This window comes from Actinoalloteichus fjordicus (genome assembly GCF_001941625.1).
GTDB classification, from domain to species: domain Bacteria; phylum Actinomycetota; class Actinomycetes; order Mycobacteriales; family Pseudonocardiaceae; genus Actinoalloteichus_A; species Actinoalloteichus_A fjordicus.
The window spans coordinates 3,133,813-3,155,961 of sequence record NZ_CP016076.1 but is presented as its reverse complement, the minus strand read 5'-3'; the positions used below and the strand labels follow the sequence as shown (position 1 = coordinate 3,155,961).

Sequence of the window (22,149 nt, the reverse complement as noted above, 5' to 3'; positions counted from 1 at the left end):
GCCGATTGCATCGCCGGGAACGCATGACGGCCGTGCGGCACCTCGACAGCGGAGCGCCCGATCACGCCGCCGCGACCACGGCGAGTGCACGACCATATGAAATCCGCGTGAGCAAGCGGCCGGTCGGGCGAACAATCCGATCCAGACGGACCAATTGATAGCCAATCGGAAGCGATGCCGGTTATTATTCGACCAAGGCCGACAAGGATTGGTCGACTGCGAACAAGACCAGACCTCGCCACCGATGATCTCCGCATGTCGGGCGGATCAAGGCTCCACGAGGCGTTCAGTGAATGCCGTCGACGAGAACGGAGAACGGCTGACATGACCACCGCAGGTCGGCGGGTCTCCGCCCGGTTTCAGCGTTGCGCGGGCACGGCGATCCTTTCGGTGACCGCCGCGCCCGGTGCTCGCCGGGACGGCCGAGCACAGTCGGGCCGCCGATCCCCTGCCCCGACCGGACCACCGAGCCGGATCTCACGGCCGTCCGCCTGCGGGACGGCAGGCTGGTGAGGAGTCGGACGTGCCGTGCCGCGCAGGCAGGCCGACCGAGCGGCCCGTGCGTGCGAGGGCCAGCAAGGCCCTGATCCGCTGTCGGATCGGGACGTCGGAGGACAGTCCAGGCGACCGGTTGCATCGTCGTGGCATCGCCGCCCGACGCGACCGTATCGAGCCACGCCGAGCCGCGAACCCGCCATGCCCAGGCGGGCAGGCTCGCCGAGCGCCCGTGGTCGCCACTCACCGCCGGGTTCGACGGTCGAACCGAGGAGGAGTCCACCATGGAGATCATCAGTCGCGCCGCATGGGGCGCCCGCTATCCGGACGGTTTCCGGGCCGCGCCATTGCCTGCACAAGAGGTGTGGCTGCACCACAGCGTCACGTCGGGGTCCGGCGCCGCAGCGGTGCGGACGCTGGAGGACATCGGCCAGTCCCGCTTCGGCGGGGGGATCTCGTACACGTTCGCGATCGACTCGACGGGCGCGATCTATCAGGGCCACAGCGTCGACCGTCAGGGCGCGCACACCGGGGGCCGCAACGACATCTCAAGAGCGATCTGCCTGATCGGCAACTACGAGACCCAGCAGATGACCGACCAGCAGATCCGCGCCGTCGCCTGGCTGCTCCGCCACGGCGCGGCCCATGGCTGGTGGCGGGCCAACCAGCTCAACGGCGGGCACCGGGACGCGCCCGGCGCCTCCACCGCCTGTCCCGGACGCCACGCGCAGGCACGAATCGGTGAGATCAACCGGCTCGCCGCATCCGACGATCTGGAGGACGACATGACCCCCGACGAGCGCACCGCCCTGTTCGAGATCCGAAACAGCCTGCGCCAGGGCCTGAGCAACTCGCACCCGCCCGGCGACATCTGGCTGGCACTCACCGAGCTGCGCAACCGGATGACCAGGCTCTACCAGGACCTCACTCCCGGCCAGAGCGGGCAGAAGTACCCCGGCGACACCTATCTTCAGCTCGTCGCACTGCGCAAGCAGGTCGACGTCCTGACCGCGATGGTCGCCGAACTCGGCGCGGCGAACGGCAACATCGACGTCGACGACCTGGTCGCCCGGATCCGGACGGCACTGGCCGAGGACTCGACGATTGCGGCCGCCGACGTCTCGGCGAACGAGAGCGCGCAGGCGTCCTGATCCACCTCCTGCCCGGCGGCAGGCGGGCCGTCGACGTCGTCCGGAGGACGACAAGGACCTCAGGCGGCGGGGTGGCGGTGCGGACAGCGGCCGCCACCCTCGGGGTAGGACCGGCCCCGCCTCATCCGCAGTCCGCATCGGACGCGGGTCGTCCAGACGCCGTCGACCTGCTTCCTGCGGTCGCAGGCTCGGGCTCGCAGCCCGCCGCCCACTCCGAGGGAGTGCATTCCAGCCTGCGGGCACCGGGCCCCTGATCGGCGAGTTCATCGTGCGGATTCGACAGCACGCAGGTGTCGAGCGACAGACAGCCGCAGCCGATGCAGTCGGTGAGGTCGTCCCGCAGCCGGACGAGCTGCCCGATGCGCGAGTCCAGCTCGGCCCGCCAGCCCGTGGACAACGTCTCCCAGTCCGAACGGGTGGGGGTTCGCCCGTCCGGCAGGCGACGCAGCGCGGCGCCGATGGCCGCCAGGGGGATTCCGACCCGCTGCGACACCCGAATGAACGCCACCCGGCGGAGCGTGTCCCGCCGGTAGCGACGCTGATTGCCGGTGGTCCGTCTGCTGCTGATCAGCCCCTGCCGCTCATAGAAGTGCAGTGCGGAGACGGCCACGCCGCTCCTGGCCGCGAGCTGCCCGACGGTGAGCTCCTTCGCGTTCCACTCCGGCATCATCATCTACGGCCTCCTAGAACCTCAATGTTTGTCAAGGTTAACCGAGGAGCCGGGCAGCCCGCGACCGAGCCGAACTGCCGACGACGACGAACGGGCCGCTCCGGTGATGCGCCGCCGCATGGTTCGGGACGGCAGGCGTCGGGCGACGCACCGGGTCACTCCGAACCGTCTGCCGGGCGCGCCGATCACCATCCGATAACCTCATGGCGCACCGAGCTGAATATCCCCTGCGCAGACAGGGTGGCACCGGCCGGCTGGGCCGGTGAGGATCGCAACGTCGTACTCGAAGTTCAAGTGGCACCGGCCCGCCTGAGCCGGTGAGGATCGCAACGGCGGAGGGCAGCTACACCTACGTCATCGACGGAGGTGGCACCGGCCTGCCAGGCCGATGCGGGTCACAATCAAGGCCGAGGCGTCGACCGGCAGGGCGCGCGCACCGCGATGGCACCGGCCCGGTGAGGCGGCGAACACGCAACGAACATCACGGCAAGCCCGACCATGGACGCCTCGGCTCGAGACCCGTCACCCAGGCACCACGCTCCCGCGCACCGCCAGGAGACGGGCGGACCCGGCTTGCGCCGCACTGCACCCGACCAGGGGTGAGATAGCGCCGCCCCAGGTCTTCCCCCGGCCGTCTTCGCTGGTCGTGAGCATGAACCTACTTAATTTTATTCAGAACTGAAGTGATAATGCCGAAGAACCATCACGTGCCGTCGCCCTGCGAACGGGGGTCGACGGGCGCATCCTTGACGACATGACGGGCGAGGTTCGATGACCTTCGCGGGTGCCGAGGCGGGGCGGAGTCGGTTCCCCGATCGGATCGACCTCGACGTCCCGAACGTGGCGCGGATGTACGACTACTACCTGGGCGGGGCCCACAACTTCGCCGCCGACCGGGCCCTCGCCGATCAGGCCATCGCTATCTCCCCCGACCTGGTCGACTCCGCACGGGCCACCCGCGACTTCCTCCGCCGCATCGTGGTCCACGCGCTGGACCGTGGCATCCGCCAGTTCCTCGACCTCGGGTCGGGCATTCCCAGCCGGGGGCACGTCCACGAGATCGCTCATCGCTATCACCCGGAGACCCGGATCTCCTATGTCGACCACGATCCGGTGGCCGTCGCGCACTCGGTCGCCATCCTGCGCGGCGTGGAACAGACCGCCGTGACGCTGGCCGACCTCCGAGACGTCGAGGACGTGCTGGTCCGAGCCACCCGCATCCTCGATCTGGACGATCCGCTCGCGGTGCTCGCCACGGCGGTGCTGCACTTCGTGCCGGACTCCGACCGGCCCGGCGACGTCATCGCCCGCTATGCCGAGGCGGTGGCGCCGGGGTCGCTGGTCGCGCTGTCCCATGGCTCGAACGTGCAGCCCCCCGAGGTGACGAAGGGGGTAGAGGACCTCTACCGGGCGACCGCGACGCCCATCACGCTGCGTTCTCCCGAGGTCCTGCGTCGGTGGCTGGCCGACGCGAACCTGGAGGTGGTGCTGCCGGGGATCGTCGACGTCACCCGATGGCGGCCGGACAGTCCGACGCTGCCCGAGCTCAGCTCCATACACGGCGGCGCCGGTCTCCGCCGCTGAGCATTCCGGCACTGAACAACACGACGGAATCAGCAGGCGCCGCCGAAGCGAGGCGGCCGAGACTGGGCTTCGCGGAGGACCGCAGGCCGCGCCGCCGTCTCCGGCGCCCGCGCGAGACGGGCGCCCCGGCCTGCGGGTTCTCGCCGACGTCCGAACCTGGCCCGCGTCCGGTGATCGAGGCAGCAGCCCGGTCTCGGGCCTGACCGTCCCGACGGGTCCGAGGCGAGCCGCGTGCCCGTCGGCGGCGCGGCGTACCGCGCCGCCGAAGAGAGCGGACAGTCGCGGAATCGGCGGACTCGTCCAGACCGCCTCGACGGCGGTCACCCCCGGACTCGACGTCCGTCCGGCCCACGATCGCGCCTGTCCGCGCCGGCTGCGTCGGCTGCTCCGTTCTGCTCACCCCTGGCACCCGACACCGTGCTCCCGGCGGGCGTCATCCTGCCGCATCGACCATGGGTGAAATCCGAAGGAAACCTTGCCGCGCAGGTAAGCGCGCTGTAGAGGCGGAGGCCGGTGCCGCAGCGGACGCGGGCGGCCGATGCGGGCCGGGTGAATCCGGAGGACGGTCATCGCGCCCGTCGGTGACTCCGACATGATCAGCGGGTCGCCGAGCGCGATCGGGCGACCGACGGGCGCTCGACCGTATCCCGGCGACTTCTCCGCGAGTGGGAGGAACCGATGAGAGGAACGTGGTGGCGAGGACGACCGACTTCCGGGTGCTCGGCCCGATCGAGTTGTGGACCGCCGGGCGGCGCGTCGACATCGGCAGCCCTCGGCGGCGCAGTGTGCTCGCCGCGCTGCTGGTGGACGCCAACCTCATTCTGACTCCTGCGGTCCTGATCGACCGGGTCTGGGGTGAGGCCGTTCCGCCGTCGGCCCGCAGCGCCCTCTACAGCCACCTGACCCGCATCCGCGCCAGCCTCGGCGAACTGGACGACCCGGCCGTTCTGCGCAGGACCAGCGGCGGCTATCTCCTCGACGTCGATCCCGAGCTGATCGACCTGCACCGCTTCCGCAGGCTGGCCGAGGAGGCCAGGAGCGGGGAGCTGTCCGACGAGGAGGCCTCGGCCGCGTGGTCGGCGGCGCTGGGCCTGTGGCGCGGAGTCCCGCTGGCGGGCACGGGCGGCGAGTGGGTCGAGGAGACCCGCGACCGACTGACCGGCGAACGGACCACCGCGACCGGCGATCACCACGACCACGAGCTGGGCAGGGGACGGCACGTCGAGCTGCTCGACGAGCTGCGCACCGCGACGGCCCGCCAGCCATGGGACGAGCGGACCGCCGGGCAGTACATGCTGGCCGCCGCGCGGTCCGGACGACGAGTGGAGGCGCTCCAGCACTATGACCGGCTGCGCAACTCACTGGCCGAGGAGATCGGCGTCGATCCCGGACCGGCATTGCAAGGCCTGCACGCGAGCATCCTGCGCGGCGAGTCGGCACCGCAGCAGGCGCCCGCGCGCAGGCCCGCCGCGCTCCCGGTGCCCGCGCAGCTCCCCCACGACGTGCCCGGCTTCACCGGTCGGACCGCCGAACTCGCCGCGCTGGCACGCCGAACGACCGACGGCCGGCGCGCGGTGGTGGTCTGCTCGGTCGACGGCACCGCCGGGGTGGGCAAGACCGCGCTGACCATCCACTTCGCTCATCACGTGGCCGAGGAGTTCCCCGACGGACAGCTCTACGTCGACCTGCGCGGTTTCGACGCGACCTCGCCTCCGCTTGCCGCGGCGGACGCACTCGGCCGGTTCCTTCGGGCGCTCGGTCTGGACACCCGGCAGGTCCCCGTCGACGCGGAGGAGGCGTCGGCGCTGTTCCGGAGCATGCTCGCGGGCAGGCGGATGCTGATCGTGCTGGACAACGCCGCCACTCCCGATCAGGTCCGCCCGCTGCTGCCTGCGACGGCCGCCAGCCTGGTGCTGATCACGAGCAGGCACAGTCTGGTCGGGCTGCGGGCCCGCGACGGCGTCACGGCACTGACCCTGGACGTCCTGACCACGGCGGAGTCGGTGGAGCTGCTGCGGCACATCGTCGGCGCGGCGCGGGTCGCCGAAGAGCCTGCGGCCGCGACCACGCTCACGGCGTTGTGCGGGCGCCTGCCGCTCGCGCTGCGCATCGCGGGTGAGCGCATCGCAGCCGATCGCACGCTCACCCTCGGCGAGCTGGTCGCGGAACTGACCGAGGAGAGCGCCCGCCTCGACGTGCTCTCGGCCGATGGCGACGAACTCGCCGAGGTCCGCGCGGTGATCTCCTGGTCCTACCGAGGCCTGGACGCACCGTCGGCACGGCTGTTCCGGCTGCTGAGCCTGCATCCCGGTCCCGAGTTCGGCACGGAGGCCGCCGCCGCGCTGGGCGGGCAGCCGCCCTCCTCGGCGCAGCCGCTGCTCGCCACGCTGACCGGCGGGCATCTCCTGGCCGAGGCAGGACACGGCCGCTACCGCTTCCATGACCTGGTCCGGCTCTACGCCGCCGAGCAGGTCCTCGCCGAGGAGCCGCCGGACGAGCAGGAGGCCGCCCGTGATCGGCTGCTCGGCTGGTATCTGCGCGGCGCCCACGAGTCGAGCAGCACACTGAGCCCGCATCGTCGCCGGGCCGAGATCACCCGGCTCGTCGGCACCCCGTCTCCGCCGCATTTCGCCGACCGTGCCGAGGCTCTGGCGTGGTGCCAGACCGAACGGGTCAATCTGAGCACCGCCGTCCGACAGGCCTTCGACACCGGGCGCTTCGCCCTGGCCTGGACGCTGGCCCAGGCGATGTGGGACTTCTACTACCTGCGCAGCCACTGGGCCGACTGGCTGACGACGCACCGCCTCGGCCTGACGGCGGCCCGTCGGGCAGGCGATCGGATCGGCGAGGCGGGTCTGCTCACCAGTCTGGGGCATGTGCACTGGGAGCTGGGCCGCTACGAGGAGGCGCTGCGTCTCGCGGGCGAGGGCCTCGCCGTGTGGCGGGCCGAGGCGGACGGCTGGGGCGAGGGCATGGCCCTGCACATCGTGGCGGGAGCGCTGCGGGGCACGGGCAGGCCCGCGGAGAGCATCGAGCACTACCGCCGGGCGTTGACGGCGCATCGCCGGATCGAGAACCGGTGGGGCGAGGCCTGGACGCTGACCAGTCTCGGCGTGGCCTATCGCGATCACCGCAGGCTGTCCGAGGCTCTGGACGTCACCGAACAGGCCAGGGCGCTGTGGACGCGCATCGGGGACCATCACGGCGAGGGGACCACTTTGAACGACCTCGGCGACGTCCACCGGGAACTCGGCGACCACGAGGCCGCCCTGCGCAGCCACCGCGCGGCCGCGTCGGTCAACGGGCGCAACGGAAACCGCTGGGGCGAGGCCTGGGCACTGGACGGCATCGCCCGCACGATGTCCGACCTCGGCCGCATCGAGACCGCCCGCGAACACTGGCGGCAGGCGGCGAGCATCTTCGAGGAGCTGGGCGACGCGCGAGCCGAGGAGGTCCGGCGGCGGCTGGCGGGAGGATGAGCGCTCGGTGGCGGGAGCCCCGGTGGCGCCGTCCCGCCCCGCCTTATCGTTCGGCTTCGATGCGCTCGAAGATGTCGGCGTCGGTCTCCTGCTGCCAGCCGGGCAGCTCGTCCCAGTCCGCGACGTAGGACGGCTTGGGGTCGGGAAACTGCCGGTAGATCTGGCCGATCCAGCACAGGGCGACGAAGCGGCCCTTCTGGCTGCGGGTCAGTCTCGCAGTGGCACCGTCGGCGGCGCGGACGAAGGCAAGGACCAGTTCGCAGACGGCGGCCGCTGCGGCGCGCTCCCAGTCCGGCGTCGTCTCCCACGGAGTGATGTAGCCGGGCTTGGGCCGGCCAGGATAGTGCCTGGTGACCCCGGCGATCCATGCCTCGCGGAACAGCCTGCCTGGTTCGTGCATGGTGAACTCCCTGTCGTCAGCCGGTAGTGGTGCGCCGAGCCGCGAGGGCGCTGATATCGGCGTCAATCGCGTGGATGTGTTGGTCTGCAAGCAGGGAGGCCAGATGTGATTGCAGCCCCTGCAGCTTGCGCATGATCACATTCGACCTCGTGTCACGAGCCAGGGTCGGCGCGGTGGCCCGACACATTCGCTCGGCGGCCGTCGATGCTGGTGACCACCGTCGGTGCGTCCTCGCTGCCACCTCTCTGCCGCATTCTGGCTGTAGCCCTCCTTCGCTACTTCCGGTTGCCTGCACGTAACTCACTGCATCCATGCCCGACCATATCGGAGGCCCTCATGCCGGCGACGACCACTCGAACCAGGGGAGTGCGACACCCGGCAGGCCCGGACATCGGTTCGTACCGCCCTGGCCGGTGACGGCGAGTCTGTGCGAGGTGGTGGAGCACTTCCTCGGCCACACCCCGTGGTGGGAGACCGACACCCGCGTCCTGCTCGCCTACTACGAGGGCTATCAGGCAGCGGCGGCGGCAGCCCCCGCCCACGAGCCGACGCATGTCGCGGGGTGGGACTGGGACGAGGATCTCCGCGCCTGCCTCGACGCCTGTGTGTCGCAGTTCCGCACGAGACTGGCGGCCGAGGTCGAGGCCGAACGCGGGTCGGGTGCCGAAGTCGAGGCCGATGCCTCGGCCGCGCCGGAGAATTCGAGGCGGAGCGGCGCCGACCGCCCTCGATCGTCTCGACGCCCGAGCCGCAGCGCGGGACGTGCCGTGCCCAGATGAGGACGGCAGCGACCGCTGACGGAGAAGCGAACCTGCGGATCTCGCCGCGTCCAGTTCCTCGGACACCTTCTCCGCGCGCACACCCCGTGGTCGCACGACGGTCCTTTTCCACGCCTCGTAAGGCCCGGCGCAGCTGTTCACCGGCCCAGAAGGCGACTCCGATCGCGCCACGCGAGTCGAAGCAGCGTCAAGGAGCAGGCCGAGAGGCGAGGTTCGAGGCGATCGATCGCCTCACCCGTGAACGGCATGTCCAGCCTGCCGCCCTCGCCGACGAGGTGTCCCTCATCGTTGGTCGACACCAAGCCGGTGAACAGTCGATCGAAGGTCTCGTCGTCGATCACGGCGACGGTACGTTGACTCGCAGCCAGGGTCAGCGGGTCCATCACCAGGCCGTAGTGCCAGAGCCGCAAGCGGCCCTCGGCACGCGCCTGCTCGAAGGAGCGGAAGGGCTCCTGCCTGACATAGTCGATCGAGCAGGCTCCGGCTCCGTCGTGCTCGGGGTTGCCGAGGAACTCCTCCGAGTATTCGCGCATGATGTTGCGCCACAAGGAGAAGTCGTTGCGCACGTCGACTGCGGCCAGTGACGAGGGCTGGAACTCTCCGGAGGGCATGACCGTGCACATCCCGCCGCCGTCGGCCACGGCACGACCGTCACGCTGATGCATCATGAACCGGTCATCGCCGCGCGCACCCCTTCGGATGGTCAAGGTGCTGATACCGGGTGACATCAACAGCCGGGCCGGATCGAACGGGACCCCGATCGCCGACCGCAGCGGTAGCGCACTCCAGTCCGGTACGGACCCTCCCGAGGCCAACCACGCCGCCTTGAACTCGTGGGCAAGGGACTCCTTGAGGTCGAACACCTCGAAGAACGTCGTGGTCCCGAACGTCATCGCCACTCCGTGGCGCTGCGACACCCCGAGCAGTCGGTAACTGAGGCGGTTCTCCAGGAGCCGAGGGCGCACCAGGTCCCGCACGGCTCGGCTGTAGCCTGCGTAGCGCTCGCCGCGAGTGGTCAGCGGCAGCACGTGATCCAGCGGCTCGAGCCTCGGGAGCGGACTCTCGGCATCAGCGAAGCTCAACCGCACCGAGTCGAGCTCCACCGGTTCGTCCAACAGCCAGCCGGGGCCGGTCAGGGCATGTCCACCGGGCGCCCGGCAGGCTGCCGGGTACAACCAGGCGGCCAACTCCGCGAGTTCGCGTCCACGCGCGCCGACTGCCCGGCGCACCCGCGGCCACTCCTCCTGGCTCCGCCGCACCTGCTCGGCGATCTCAGGGCCGAACGCCGGGTTCCTGTCGCCTGGCGCCAGTGCCTCGTACGGCCGTGTACCAGCGTCGCCGTCAACGCCGTCGGCCTCGGTGAGCAGTTCCTCCAGTTCCTCCGAAGAGAGGTTCAGTGCCGCCGCGAGGCGCGGGCGAATCCACGGCTGCGGCTCCCGCTCGCCGCCTTCCCAGCGCACCACGGTGGAGCGCTCGACCCGCAGTCGGGCGGCCAGGTCCTCCTGCGTCAAGCCGAGGCTCTTCCGTCGGCGCGCGAGACGGCGGCGCCTGGTCGCCTGCACTCGACCTCCGGAGGAACTCGATCCGACCGCCGTCAACGCTGGTGACCACGGTCGCTGCGTCGTCGCTGTGCCGCTGTGCCGCATCCCGGCCGTGGCACTCCTTCACTACCGCCGGTCGCAGGTACGTGACGCGGTGAATACGCGGAGGACGATAGTCGAGGAGGTCAGGCGAGCATCGTCCGATCCGGACCGGCGAAGCGCCGAATCCCCGGCAGGCTCGTGCCGTGGTCGATGAGGGCAGGTCCGTGCGAGCTGACGACAGGCTTCCCCCAAGCCCGGCGCCGACCGTCTCGACACCCGAGCCGCAGCGCGGGACAACGCCGGGCCGAGGTGATGACGGCGGTCGGGAGCCGCGAGAAGCCGAGCCCGCCGCCCCGCAGTGCGACTCAGCGCCGCAGACCCTCGAACACGTCGACGGCGATCTCGCGGACCACGTCCTCGTCGACCGCGATGCCCAGGCCGGGCCCGGTCGGGACGCTCGCGCGGCCGTCGCGCACGACGACGGTCTCGCCGGTGGCGTAGACGGAGTCGATGAACTGTCGGCCGTTGAGGTCCACCGGGGTGTCGATGCCGAACGCGGCGAACAGGTGCAGCGAGGCGGCCAGTCCGACGTCGGAGTCGGTCAGACCGGAGCCGATCAGCCGGACGCCGCTGTCCTCGGCGAGGGCGCAGAGCCGTTTGGAGAGCGTCAGGCCGCCGCTGCGCTGGACCTTCGCCACGGCGACGTCCACGGCCGCGAGCCGGACGAAGGTGGCCAGGTCGCCGGGGTGTCGGATGCTCTCGTCGAGTGCGACGGGGATCGGGGAGGCGTCGCGGAGTCTGCGCAGGCCCGCGATGTCGTTGGCGGGCAGCGGCTGTTCGAAGACGGCCACGTCCAGTTCCGCCAGCAGTCGAGCCGTCCGCAGCGCCACATCGATCGGGTAGGCCTGGTTGGCGTCCACCCACAGCGGAGCATCGGGCGCCGCCGCGCGGACGGCGCGGACCACGGCCAGGTCCTCGGCCTCGGTGTGCACGCCGATCTTCACCTTGAACGCCCCGTAGCCGAGTTCCCGGCCCTCGGCCACGCACTCGGCGACCTCGGCGGCGCTCTGTCCGGAGACGATCCAGCCGAGGGTGATCTCCTCGGTGCGCCGCTGTCCCCAGAGGACGCCGAGCGGGACGCCGCAGGCCCGGCCCAGCAGGTCGTGCACGGCGACATCGACGGCGCACTTGGCCAGCGGGGCGCCGATGGTGACGCCTCGGTTGATGACGCGATCGAAGGTCGAGGTCAGGCCGTCCAGATCCCAGCAGGGTCGGCCGAGGACCGAGGGGGCGAGGTAGCGGTCGATGGTGCTGACGATGGACTCGACGGTCTCGTAGGTCCAGGCCGGGATCGGGGTCGCCTCGCCCCAGCCCGCGAGGCCGTCGGCGCTCACCTTGACCAGCACGCGCAGGCTCGGCGTTCCGGCGACCGCCACCGAGCCGCCCGCGACGCCGAAGGAGCGTTGTGTCGGCAGTGCGACGACGAAGGTCTCGACGCGATCGATCACCACCTCCGCGAGGCCGGCGACGCCGTTCGACGGCGTCGAACGCCCGATCGACGGGCGGCCGTCAGACGGAAGCGGCCGCTGCCGGGCAGGGCCGATCGAGGGCACGGCGGAGTCGAATTTGTTCATCCGTTCTCCTATTCGAAACGTCTTGACCACGTCCTGCCCGGCTGCCTACCCTACGGCAGTAAGCGCTTTCCAAAAAGGTTTCCGCACGGTGACAGCACCTTTTCCCCACTCGTTTTCGGCAGTTTCATGAAGATCATTGAACGCGCTCTCGGGCACCGATCGGGATTGGCGAAGGACATGATCGAATCGAACGGAGGGTCATGACCGCGCGAAGCACCATCGACGATGCCGACGGCGCCGCCTCGCCCACGGTGAGCGGAGTCGCCGACCGCGGCAGGCCCGGCGCTACCGAACGACTGGCCGGGTTCTTAGATCAGGCCTGGCGCCCGGTCGCCCTGCTGGCGGTGCTCTTCGCGGGCTGGTGGGCGGTGACCGCAGCCGAGCTCGTCGAGCCCTATCTCGTCCCGTCCCCCGGCGACACGCTGCGCGCGATCACGGAGCGGCCGGAGTACTTCCTGGACAACACCCTGGTCACCACCTACGAGACGGTGCTGGGCTTCGTGATCGCCGCCGCCGTCGGCGTGTTGGCCGCCGTGGTGATGGTCTACTCCAGCACGATCGAGAAGACGCTGTACCCGCTGCTGCTGTTCGCGCAGGTCATCCCGAAGATCGCCATCGCGCCGCTGTTCGTGGTGTGGCTCGGCTTCGGCCTGGAGCCCAAGGTGGTCGTCGCGGTGCTGATGGCCTTCTTCCCGGTGGTGATCTCGATGGTCACCGGTCTGAAGTCCATCGACCCGGAGATGCTGGAGCTGTCGGCGACGATGGGCGCGAGCCCGGCCCAGACCTTCTGGAAGATCCGCTTCCCCGCCTCGCTCCCCCACCTCTTCGCCGGCCTCAAGATCGCGGCGACGATGGCCGTCACCGGCGCGGTCGTCGGCGAGTTCGTCGGCGCCAACGAGGGTCTCGGCTTCGTGATCCTGCAGGCGAACGGCAACCTCGACACCCCGGTGCTGTTCGCGGGCCTGATCGTGATGTCGCTGCTGGGAGTGGCCCTCTTCGTGCTCGTCGAGGTGGCCGAGTACTTCCTGCTTCCGTGGCACGCCAGCAGGCGCTCGAACGCCTCGGCCACCACGTTCTAGACCGAGCCTCACCTGAAAGACACCTCACAACCTTCCCGCACCTTCCGCCAGGATCAAGGAGGCTCCTCATGAAGGTCAGCAGGCTCGTGGTCGGCGCCGTCGCGGTGTCGTTCGCCGCCGCAGGCTGCGGCGGCGCCGGGGGTGACACGACCACCAACGCCGACGGCGTCGAGCTGGACGTGGTCACCCTGACGCTGAACTGGTACCCCTACGGAGAGCACGCGCCGTTCTACTACGGCGTGGATCAGGGCATCTTCGAGGAACACGGCATCGACCTGACCATTCAGGCGGGCCAGGGCTCGCAGCGCACCGTGCAGGCGGCCACCGCGAACCAGACCGACTTCGGCTGGGCGGACACCCCGGCGGTGCTGGCCGGGGTCTCGGAGGGCCTGGACGTCACCAGCGTCGGCGTGTTCCTCCAGACCACGCCGTCCTCCGCCCAGTTCTTCAGCGATCAGGAGATCGAGACCCCGGACGACCTGCGGGGCAAGACGATCGCCAGCACTGCGGGCGACGCGCTGAGCGCGACCTTCCCGACGTTCCTGGAGATCAACGGCCTCACCGAGGACGACGTCACCCTCCAGAACACCGACCCGGCGGGCAAGATGGCCGCGGTCATCTCCGGCCAGACCGACGCCCTGCTCGGCTTCGCCACCGACCAGGGCCCGACGATGCAGGAGAGCGCGGACCGCGAGGTGTCCTACCTGCGCTTCGCCGACCACGGCCTCAACTTCTTCAGCAACGGACTGATCACCGCCTCGGAGAACCTGACCGAGCGCGAGGACCTGGTGCGTCGGATGGTCGCCGCCTCCAGCGAGTCCTGGGCGCGGGCGGGCGAGGCCGACACCGCCGAGGTGATCGAGGCGATGAGCGGGGCGAGTGAGCAGCTGCCCTCGCCGGAGGTCCTCACCGAACAGTTCCTGGCGACGTTGGAGCTGCTGCATACCGAGGCGACCGAGGGCATGCCGCCCGGTGTGAACGACGAGGCCGACTGGGACGCCACCATCGAGATCTTCGCCGATGCCGGGGTGATCGACAACGCCGAGGAGGCCTCCGCGTACTGGGACGCCTCGTTCGCACCGGAGGGATGACCACATGACTCGCATGACGGGCGGCAGCATGACCAGTGAGGCCGAGCGGCCCGCAGACCACTCGGGCGTCAGAACACCCGCCGTGGACATCTCCGACGTGGCGGTGCGCTTCCGGACGAAGAAGCGCGATGTCACCGCGTTGGAGAACGTGTCGCTGCAGGTCGACGCCGAGGAGTTCGTGGCGATCGTCGGGCCGTCCGGCTGCGGCAAGTCGACGCTGCTCAAGCTCGTCTCCGGCCTGCTGCGTCCCTCCTCAGGGGACGTCCGGCTGCTGGACGAGGCCGTGACGTCGCCGCGCCGCGACGTCGGCTACGTGTTCCAGCGGGCGGCCCTGCTGGAGTGGCGCTCGGTGCGACGCAACATCGCCCTGCAGGCGGAGATGCGGCGAATGCCGTCGGCGCAGGCGGCGGCCAGGGTCGACGAGCTGATCGCGATGACCGGGCTGCGCGGTTTCGAGGACGCCTATCCGCACGAGCTCTCCGGCGGCATGCAGCAGCGGGTCTCGCTGTGTCGGGCGCTGCTGCACCGACCACCGGTGCTGCTGATGGACGAGCCGTTCGGCGCTCTGGACGCCCTGACCAGGGAGCACATGAACGTCGAGCTGCGGCGGATTCGGCAGGAGACCCGCACGACGGTGCTGCTGGTGACGCACTCGATCTCCGAGGCCGTCTACCTCGCGGATCGCGTGGTGGTCATGACCGCCCGGCCGGGCACGGTGGCCGAGATCATCGACGTGAACCTGCCGGAGGAGCGGGACTACTCCGAGACGCTGGTGCATCCCGAGTTTGCCAGAGCCAGCGGGCATATCCGCGAGCTGCTGGGCGCGGCGACCTCGGCGGAATAACTCGGGGCACCAGTCCCAGGCGGGCCCCGGAGCGGTCCAGGGCCGGTTCGCACCGTCGGCGATGACGTCGTCTGCGGTGCCCGGCTCGGTCGAGCCGGGTCCGGCGGCGTGTCGAACCGGTGCCGTCGCGGGGTCGGCACCGGGCGGGCGCCGTGGGCGTGTCGACTCGGGCGGCGCGCTCCGGGTGTTCGGCGGCCCACGGCGGTCGTGGGCATCGGGCTCGAACCGGCGCCGCATCAGACGTCCGGGCCCGGAGTTCGGCGAGCGAACCGGGACCGGCCGACCCCACCGCAGACGCGACCTACCGCAGACGCAGCCCGAACGCGGCGAGATCAGCACCGGACCGGACCAGCCTGCCGAGGCGCAGGCTTCTTCGGCCTGCCGTCGCCGTGCACTCGACGCCGCCGAGGCGGCCGGGGCGGATCGCGCCGACAGGACACACCCCGACCACACGTCCGCTTCCTGCCCAGGTCCGCGCCGTCGACGGCGGCCGGGCGGCGACGAAGCGGCGAGGCACGAGTTCACGAGCACACGGTCATCGACGAGGAGCTGCGGAGAGGACGAGGCATGGCGGGCACGGGCGATCGGCGCATCGGCATCGTGATGAACGGCGTCACCGGACGCATGGGGTATCGACAACACCTGGTGCGGTCGATCCTGGCCATCCGGGCCGAGGGCGGGCTGCGGCTCGCCGACGGCACCAGGCTCTGGCCCGATCCGGTGCTGGTGGGACGGAATGCGGCGAAGCTGGAGGCGTTGGCCGAGGCACACGGCCTGGAACGCTGGACGACGGACCTGGATGCCGCGCTGGCCGAGCCCGACGCTGAGATCTACTTCGACGCCCAGGTCACCAGCGGTCGGGCCGCCGCCATCGCCTCGGCGATCGCCGCCGGACTGCACGTCTACACCGAGAAGCCGGTGGCGGGCGACGTGGCCGGGGCGCTGGAGCTGGCCAGGGCGGCGCGTGACGCGGGGGTCAAGGCGGGCGTGGTGCAGGACAAGCTGTTCCTGCCGGGACTGCGCAAACTGCACCGGCTGGTGGCGGGCGGCTTCTTCGGCCGAATCCTCTCGGTGCGCGGCGAATTCGGCTACTGGGTGTTCGAGGGCGACTGGCAGGAGGCCCAACGCCCGTCCTGGAATTATCGGGCCGAGGACGGCGGCGGAATCATCACCGACATGTTCTGCCATTGGCGGTATGTGCTGGAGGAGATCTTCGCGCCGGTCCGTTCCGTGCAATGCCTGGGTGCGACACATATTCCGCAGCGATTCGACGAGAACGGCAAGCCCTACGACTGCACGGCCGACGACGCCGCGTACGGGACGTTCGAACTCGACGGCGGGATCGTCGCACAGATCAGCTCCTCCTGGGCGACGCGGGTGTTCCGCGACGAACTGGTGGAGTTCCAGGTGGACGGCACCGAGGGCAGCGCGGTGGCCGGTCTGCGTCGCTGCCGGGTGCAGCACCGTTCGATGACGCCGAAGCCGGTGTGGAATCCGGACATCCCCGCCACCGAGGACTTCCGGTCGCAGTGGCAGGAGGTGCCGGACAACGCCGAGATGGACAACGGGTTCAAGGTGCAGTGGGAGCTGTTCCTCCGGCACGTCGTCGACGACGAGCCGTTCCGGTGGGACCTGCTGGCCGGGGCGCGGGGCGTGCAGCTGGCCGAGCTCGGTCTGCGGTCCTGGGCGGACGGTCGACGTCTCGCGGTTCCCGAGCTGACCCTGTGAGCGCCCCGACGGAACCGGTGCACGGCGGGCACCCGACGGCGCGGCGCTCAAGGCCGCGGTGGGCTGCGGGGGCCGTGCGGTGACGGCCGTGCCGGGCGGCGCCGTGGCGGGCCGGCGCTGGCCGTCGGCGGCGGGCGCCTGGCTGGGCATCGGCGCCGCACCCGGCGCGCTGGTGTTGGGCGCGCAGGTCGCCGAGCGACACGACGGCGTTCTGCCGCTGCTGGTCCTGCTGGCGGGCGGCGTCCTGATGGCCGCGCTGCTGGCAGGACAGGGGCTGCTGGGACTGCTGCCGCCCCTCGGGGAGAACTCGACGCTGTCGGTCGCCTCGGCCCGGTACCTGCCCCCGGTGGCCGACCGGGCCGTGGCGCTGTCGATGACGCTCGCGATGATCGGCTGGTTCGGGTTCAACGTGGGGCTCGGCGGCGCGGCGCTCGGCGCACTGACCGGCCTGCCGGACTGGGCGGCGGCGGTGGCGTTGGCCGCGCCGCTGCTCGGCGTGATCGTGGTGGGCGGCGGCCGGTGGAACGGGCTGGCGATCGTGGCGACCGGCAGTGCGATCGTGTTGATCGGCCTGGTCGCACTGCGCACGCTGCCCGAGGGCCTGCCCGTGACCGTGCAGCCCGCCGGGCCGCGCTCCACCGCCGTGGACCTCGCCGGGTTCCTCGGGTACGTGTCGGTTTTCGCGATGCGCGCACCGGACTTCACCGTGGGTCTGCGCCGACGCCGGGACCTGGCCTGGTGTGTGGGGCTGCTGGTGGTGCCCGCGCTGCTGGCCGCCGTGGTGGGAGCCGGCCTGAGCGCGGCCACCGGTTCCAGTGACGTGGTGGCGACGCTGGCGGGGCCGCAGGGCATGGCGGCGGCGAATCTCTTCCTCGCGGTGGCGGTGGTGGCGCCGACGCTGGCGTGCGTCCACTCCGGATCGTTGGCGTTGGGCAGGCTCGCCCCGCTGCCCGCCCGACTGCTGCCCTGGCTCGTGGCGGTGCCCGGACTGGTCCTGGCGATCCTGCGGGTGGATCGGCTGATGGCCGACTGGCTGGTGCTGCTGGCGGCGGCCGTGCCCGCGCTGGTCGTCCCGATGGTGGTGGAGGCGGCGAGGCGACGACGCGGCAGGCCGCCTCGGCTGATCTCGACGTGGACCTGGCTGCCGCCCTCGGCGATCGCGGTGGCGGGCACGGTCGCCGGGTATCCGGAGTCCGCGCTCGTCGGCCTGGTCCTGTCCGTCCTGGCGGCACTGCTGGCGCAGTGGCGGCCGAGGGCCCCCGCGCGATGACGCCGCCCACGGGTCCGGTGTCGTCGAGGAGCCCGGCCGCCGGGCGAGGACCCGTCCCGCCCCCGCATACCGCGTGAATCGACCGACTGAGCACGACCGAGGGAGGCCATCGAGATCCGTGTGATCGACGACTGAGCCGAGCCTGCCTACGCGGCTTCGGCCGCCGTGGTGTGCGCTGGTCATCGCGCCGAACGGCGCCGTGTCGACCGGCCCGATAATGGGATCGTCAATAGGATTTCTCGGCCGCAGTGCAGCGCCCCGGGCAAACCATTGACGACGCACTATTCACCGTGCTTCCATCGAAGTGACGAACAATCGCGGAAATCGGTTAATTAGTCACCCCGGTGAATTAATGGCCGGCCCGTCGACGCTGTCTCGGGCCGGACCGCGACACCATGGCGGCGAGTGCCCGAGGTCGGGACTCGGCCGCATCGAACCGGCATCGGCGCCGTTCATCGCACTCGGACGGCGACCGTGCACGGACGTCGACGAGGAGAGCGCCGATGACGGCCAGTGCGACCGCACCACCGCGAGGAGAACGAGATCGCGCCGGGCGTAGAACACCGCGAGCGCTCCGACGTCACCGCCGTCACCGAGGCGTTGACGTGCTCGGACTCGACGGCCCACCGAGGACTGGACGGCGCGGCGGCTCCGGCTCCGCCGTACCCGTCACACCGGCTCCGCCGCAGGCCGATGACCGCAGGCCACCTCCGATCGCCGCCGACGGACTCGACGAGCCCGCCGAACGACGACCGATCTCGCATCCGCACTCGCTCGTCCGACTGGGAGCGCCATGAGATATCAGACCCGTCCGCCGCAGGTCCGAAGAAATCGATTCGCCGCCGCACTCGGCGGCCTCCTCACCATGCTGCTGGCCGTCACGGCAGGCCTCGCGGCGGCCCCGACAGCAGGCGCGGCCGAGGCCAGATACTCCGTGCTGGTGTTCTCGAAATGGACGAACTTCTACCACGAATCCATTCCGGCTGGTATCGCGGCGATCGAGGAACTGGGCGCCGCGAATGATTTCGAGGTCGAGGCGACCGACGATGCGGCCGCCTTCACCGACGAGAATCTCGCCCGTTTCGACGCGATCATCTTCAACAACACCAATTCGACCCCGGAGTCCGGCGACCTGCTGGACGCCGATCAGCGGGCCGCCTTCCAGCGGTACGTGCAGGGCGGCGGCGGCTGGACGGGCCTGCATGCGGCCTCGGCCAGCGAGCGGGACTGGGACTGGTACGAGGGCCTGGTCGGCGCGATCTTCGACCAGCATCCCGCGATCCAGCCGGGACGGGTGAAGGTGCTGGACCGCGCGCACCCCTCCACCGCAGGACTTCCGGAGCTCTGGGAGCGCGAGGAGGAGTGGTACAACTGGATCGCCAACCCGACGGGCAACGTGCACACCCTCGCCCAGATCAAGGTGCGGGACGGCATCGAGGGTCTCGACGAGGGCGTCGACCACCCCTTCTCGTGGTGCCAGAACTATGACGGCGGCCGCTCCTGGTTCACCGCGGGCGGCCACGCCAGCGAAGACTTCTCCGACGAGCTGTTCCTCGACCACCTCCTCGGCGGGATCGAGTGGGCTGCCGGGGCCGCCGAGGGCGACTGCTCGGCGACCCAGACCGGCAACTTCCAGCGCATCCCGCTGGTCACCGAGAACCTCGCCGACCCGTTCGAGCTCGCGGTCGCACCCGACCGCAGGGTGTTCTACATCGAGCGCACCGGGGCGCTGAAGATCGTCGACCAGGAGACGCTGGCCGTGAGCACCGCCCTGGACTTCGAGTACACCTCCGACATGACCAGCCAGTCCGACGGCCTGCTCGGGCTGACCCTGGACCCGGCCTTCGAGGAGAACGGCTTCCTGTACCTGCTCTACTCCGACAAGGACGAGGCCAGACTCAACGTCTCCCGCTTCACCGTGGAGGGCGACACCGTCGACGAGGCCACCGAGGCACGCCTGCTGGAGATCCCCACCTTCCGGGGCGAGGGCCGGGCGAACTCGCACATGGCGGGCTCGCTGGCCATCGACGACGGCGGTGTCCTCTACATCGCCACCGGCGACAACACCGACCCCTTCGCCTCCGACGGGTTCGCACCGATCGACGAGCGGGACGGCCGCCGCGCCTGGGACGCCCAGGCCACCGCGAGCAACACCAACGACCTGCGCGGCAAGATCCTGCGCATCACCCCGCAGGCCGACGGCAGTTACACGATCCCCGAGGGCAACCTGTTCGCCGAGGGCACCGAGCTGACCCGGCCGGAGATCTACGTGATGGGCATGCGCAACCCGTTCCGCATCACGGTCGACTCGACCTCCGGCGCGCTGCTGGTGGGCGACTACGGCCCCGACGCCCGTGCCGCGAACCCGAACCGGGGCCCGGAGGGCACGGTGGAGTTCGACCGCATCACCGAGGCGAGCAACCGGGGCTGGCCGTACTGCACCGGCGACAACACCCCGTTCAACGACTACGACTTCGCCACCGGCACCTCGGGCGAGCTCTTCGACTGCGGTGCCCTGGTGAACGACTCGCCGAACAACACCGGGCTGACCGAGTTGCCGCCCGCCGAGCCCGCGTGGGTGCACTACGCCTACTCCGAGTCCGCCGAGTTCCCGGAGCTGGGCACCGGCGGCGGCGGCCCGATGGGCGGGCCGGTCTACTCCTACGACGAGGACAACCCGCTGATCACGAAGTTCCCCGAGTACTTCGACGGCAAGTGGTTCACCTACGAGCTGACCCGCCAGTGGTTCAAGACGATGTCGGTACACGAGACCGACCAGGAGTTCACCGACCCGCGCTTCGAGCCGACGCAGGCGGGCGATCTGCTCTCGATCAACGGCATCTTCGAGGACATGGACTGGATTCAGCCCTTCGAGGCGGAGTTCGGACCGGACGGCTCGATGTACGTGATCGACTTCGGCGAGGGCAGCGGCACCGGCCGGGGCGGCAGCAACGAGGGCTCCGGCATCTACCGGATCGACTACGTCGCCGAGGGCCGGGTGCCCACCGCGCGCGTCGCGGCCGCTCCCGACTCGGGTCAGGGACCGTTGGAGGTCTCCTTCTCCAGCGAGGGCTCCGGCGCGGGCGAGGACGAGTCGGTGACCTACGAATGGGACTTCGACGGCGACGGCACGACCGACTCGACCGAGGAGAACCCCACCCACGTCTACACCGAGAACGGGCAGTACTCCGCGCGGCTGACCGTCACCAACACCGACACCGAGCTGGCGGGCGTGGCCGTCACCACGATCACAGTAGGCAACACCCGACCCGAGGTGTCGATCACGCTGCCCTCGCACGGCGGTCTGTTCGACTTCGGCGACACGATCCCCTTCACCGTGGAGGTGACCGACGCCGAGGACGCCGAGATCGACTGCTCCAAGGTGATCGTGCAGTCGCAGCTGGGCCATGACGATCACCTGCACCCGATGGACAACGTGACCGGCTGTCAGGGCGACATCACCACCGACCAGGGCGACAGCCACGGGCCGGGACAGAACCTGTTCGCGGCGCTGAGCGCCCAGTATCAGGACGACGGCGGCGTCGACGGCACTCCCCCGCTCGTCGGCTCCGCGCACGCCACCCTGGAGCCCAAGCGCAAGGAGGCGGAGCACTTCGAGCAGACCGGCGGTGAGAACGGCGGCGTGGAGGTCCTCGCCCGCGACGACTCCTCCGCAGGCAGTCGAATCGGCGAGATCGAGCACGGCGACTGGGTGGCCTACGACCCGATCAACCTGACAGGCATCGACTCGGTGACGGTCGGCGTCGGCTCGGCGGGCATCGGCGGCACGCTGGAGTTCCGGGCCGACGCGCCGGACGGCGAACTGCTGGGCTCGGTGGACGTCGGCGACACCGGGGACTGGGGAGCGGTGATCTCGCCGACCGTGCCGCTGACCGACCCAGGCGGGCCGATCACGCTCTACGCGGTCTTCGACAATCCCGAGTGGACGCCCGAGGGCACCGACCTGATGTCGGTCGACTGGCTGCACTTCAACGGCCAGGGCGTCACCAAGGAGGAGATCTCCGCCAAGGTCGAGCCGACGGCGACGCCCGGCACCGGCACCGCGCCGCTGACCGTGGAGTTCAGCGCCGAGGTGACCGCGCCCGAGGGCCGGGAGATCGTCGAGCACCACTGGGAGTTCGGCGACAACCAGTACGCCGACGGCGAGTCGGTGAGCCACGAGTACACCCGCAGCGGGCCGTTCACCGCCCGACTGACGGTGACCGACGACACCGGGGTGCGGACCTCGGCGACGGTCGACGTCTCGGTCGACTAGAGCCTGGCGCGGCCCCGGTCGGGGTCCTCCTCCCCGGCCGGGCCGCGCCTGCCACCCCACGGACGAGCAGCGTCATTCAGCGAGAA

14 protein-coding genes are annotated in these 22,149 nt (G+C 70.6%); 10 read left to right on the top strand and 4 right to left on the bottom strand.

Annotated features, from left to right (window positions below; genetic code table 11):
• Positions 1-641: 641 nt before the first annotated feature.
• On the top strand, positions 642-1,646 hold the full coding sequence (locus tag UA74_RS30780) for a peptidoglycan recognition protein family protein (protein ID WP_232237753.1): 1,005 nt from the start codon (positions 642-644) through the stop codon (positions 1,644-1,646).
• A 121-nt stretch (positions 1,647-1,767) separates the two neighbouring features.
• Here the strand turns inward: UA74_RS30780 and soxR are convergent, their stop codons facing one another.
• On the bottom strand, positions 1,768-2,319 hold the full coding sequence (gene soxR / locus UA74_RS14015; RefSeq protein WP_157434170.1) for a redox-sensitive transcriptional activator SoxR: 552 nt from the start codon (positions 2,317-2,319) through the stop codon (positions 1,768-1,770).
• 768 nt (positions 2,320-3,087) lie between these two features.
• Here soxR and UA74_RS14010 point away from each other — a divergent pair.
• Entirely contained in the window at positions 3,088-3,900 is an 813-nt protein-coding gene (locus UA74_RS14010) for an SAM-dependent methyltransferase (protein ID WP_075740628.1), read from the top strand.
• Between the two features lie 692 nt (positions 3,901-4,592).
• Positions 4,593-7,379: an AfsR/SARP family transcriptional regulator gene (locus tag UA74_RS14005; protein WP_157442216.1), complete on the top strand. Its 2,787-nt coding sequence runs from the start codon at positions 4,593-4,595 to the stop codon at positions 7,377-7,379.
• A 43-nt stretch (positions 7,380-7,422) separates the two neighbouring features.
• On the opposite strand, the gene UA74_RS14000 is transcribed toward UA74_RS14005, so the two are convergent.
• Complete coding sequence (locus UA74_RS14000; RefSeq protein ID WP_075740627.1) at positions 7,423-7,779, bottom strand: hypothetical protein; 357 nt, start codon at positions 7,777-7,779, stop codon at positions 7,423-7,425.
• A 413-nt stretch (positions 7,780-8,192) separates the two neighbouring features.
• Here UA74_RS14000 and UA74_RS13995 point away from each other — a divergent pair, with 413 nt between their 5' ends.
• A complete protein-coding gene (locus UA74_RS13995; RefSeq protein WP_075740626.1) occupies positions 8,193-8,558 on the top strand; it encodes a hypothetical protein in 366 nt (121 codons plus the stop codon).
• Between the two features lie 137 nt (positions 8,559-8,695).
• Here UA74_RS13995 and UA74_RS13990 read toward each other — a convergent pair whose 3' ends face one another.
• Entirely contained in the window at positions 8,696-10,120 is a 1,425-nt protein-coding gene (locus UA74_RS13990; protein WP_075740625.1) for a helix-turn-helix transcriptional regulator, read from the bottom strand.
• Between the two features lie 386 nt (positions 10,121-10,506).
• Entirely contained in the window at positions 10,507-11,775 is a 1,269-nt protein-coding gene (locus UA74_RS13985; RefSeq protein ID WP_083683196.1) for a mandelate racemase/muconate lactonizing enzyme family protein, read from the bottom strand.
• A 200-nt stretch (positions 11,776-11,975) separates the two neighbouring features.
• Between UA74_RS13985 and UA74_RS13980 the strand changes: the two genes are divergently transcribed.
• From UA74_RS13980 to UA74_RS13955, 6 genes are all read left to right on the top strand, one after another.
• Complete coding sequence (locus UA74_RS13980) at positions 11,976-12,854, top strand: ABC transporter permease (protein ID WP_075740624.1); 879 nt, start codon at positions 11,976-11,978, stop codon at positions 12,852-12,854.
• 68 nt (positions 12,855-12,922) lie between these two features.
• The gene (locus UA74_RS13975) at positions 12,923-13,945 is read left to right on the top strand and encodes an ABC transporter substrate-binding protein (RefSeq protein ID WP_075740623.1); all 1,023 of its coding nucleotides are present in this window, start codon (positions 12,923-12,925) and stop codon (positions 13,943-13,945) included.
• A 28-nt stretch (positions 13,946-13,973) separates the two neighbouring features.
• A complete protein-coding gene (locus UA74_RS13970; RefSeq protein WP_075743797.1) occupies positions 13,974-14,789 on the top strand; it encodes an ABC transporter ATP-binding protein in 816 nt (271 codons plus the stop codon).
• A 567-nt stretch (positions 14,790-15,356) separates the two neighbouring features.
• A complete protein-coding gene (locus tag UA74_RS13965; protein ID WP_075740622.1) occupies positions 15,357-16,517 on the top strand; it encodes a Gfo/Idh/MocA family protein in 1,161 nt (386 codons plus the stop codon).
• Positions 16,518-16,596: 79 nt separating this feature from the next.
• The gene (locus UA74_RS13960) at positions 16,597-17,787 is read left to right on the top strand and encodes an SLC5/6 family protein (protein WP_157434168.1); all 1,191 of its coding nucleotides are present in this window, start codon (positions 16,597-16,599) and stop codon (positions 17,785-17,787) included.
• Between the two features lie 793 nt (positions 17,788-18,580).
• The gene (locus tag UA74_RS13955; protein WP_075764523.1) at positions 18,581-22,063 is read left to right on the top strand and encodes a ThuA domain-containing protein; all 3,483 of its coding nucleotides are present in this window, start codon (positions 18,581-18,583) and stop codon (positions 22,061-22,063) included.
• Positions 22,064-22,149 lie beyond the last annotated feature (86 nt).

Coding starts and splice junctions, on each gene's coding strand:
- soxR (WP_157434170.1), bottom strand. CDS start 2,319: ATGATGATGCCGGAGTGGAACGCGAAGGAGCTCACCGTCGGGCAGCTC.
- UA74_RS13955 (WP_075764523.1), top strand. CDS start 18,581: ATGAGATATCAGACCCGTCCGCCGCAGGTCCGAAGAAATCGATTCGCC.
- UA74_RS13975 (WP_075740623.1), top strand. CDS start 12,923: ATGAAGGTCAGCAGGCTCGTGGTCGGCGCCGTCGCGGTGTCGTTCGCC.
- UA74_RS13970 (WP_075743797.1), top strand. CDS start 13,974: ATGACCAGTGAGGCCGAGCGGCCCGCAGACCACTCGGGCGTCAGAACA.
- UA74_RS13985 (WP_083683196.1), bottom strand. CDS start 11,775: ATGAACAAATTCGACTCCGCCGTGCCCTCGATCGGCCCTGCCCGGCAG.
- UA74_RS13980 (WP_075740624.1), top strand. CDS start 11,976: ATGACCGCGCGAAGCACCATCGACGATGCCGACGGCGCCGCCTCGCCC.
- UA74_RS13965 (WP_075740622.1), top strand. CDS start 15,357: ATGGCGGGCACGGGCGATCGGCGCATCGGCATCGTGATGAACGGCGTC.
- UA74_RS14000 (WP_075740627.1), bottom strand. CDS start 7,779: ATGCACGAACCAGGCAGGCTGTTCCGCGAGGCATGGATCGCCGGGGTC.
- UA74_RS14010 (WP_075740628.1), top strand. CDS start 3,088: ATGACCTTCGCGGGTGCCGAGGCGGGGCGGAGTCGGTTCCCCGATCGG.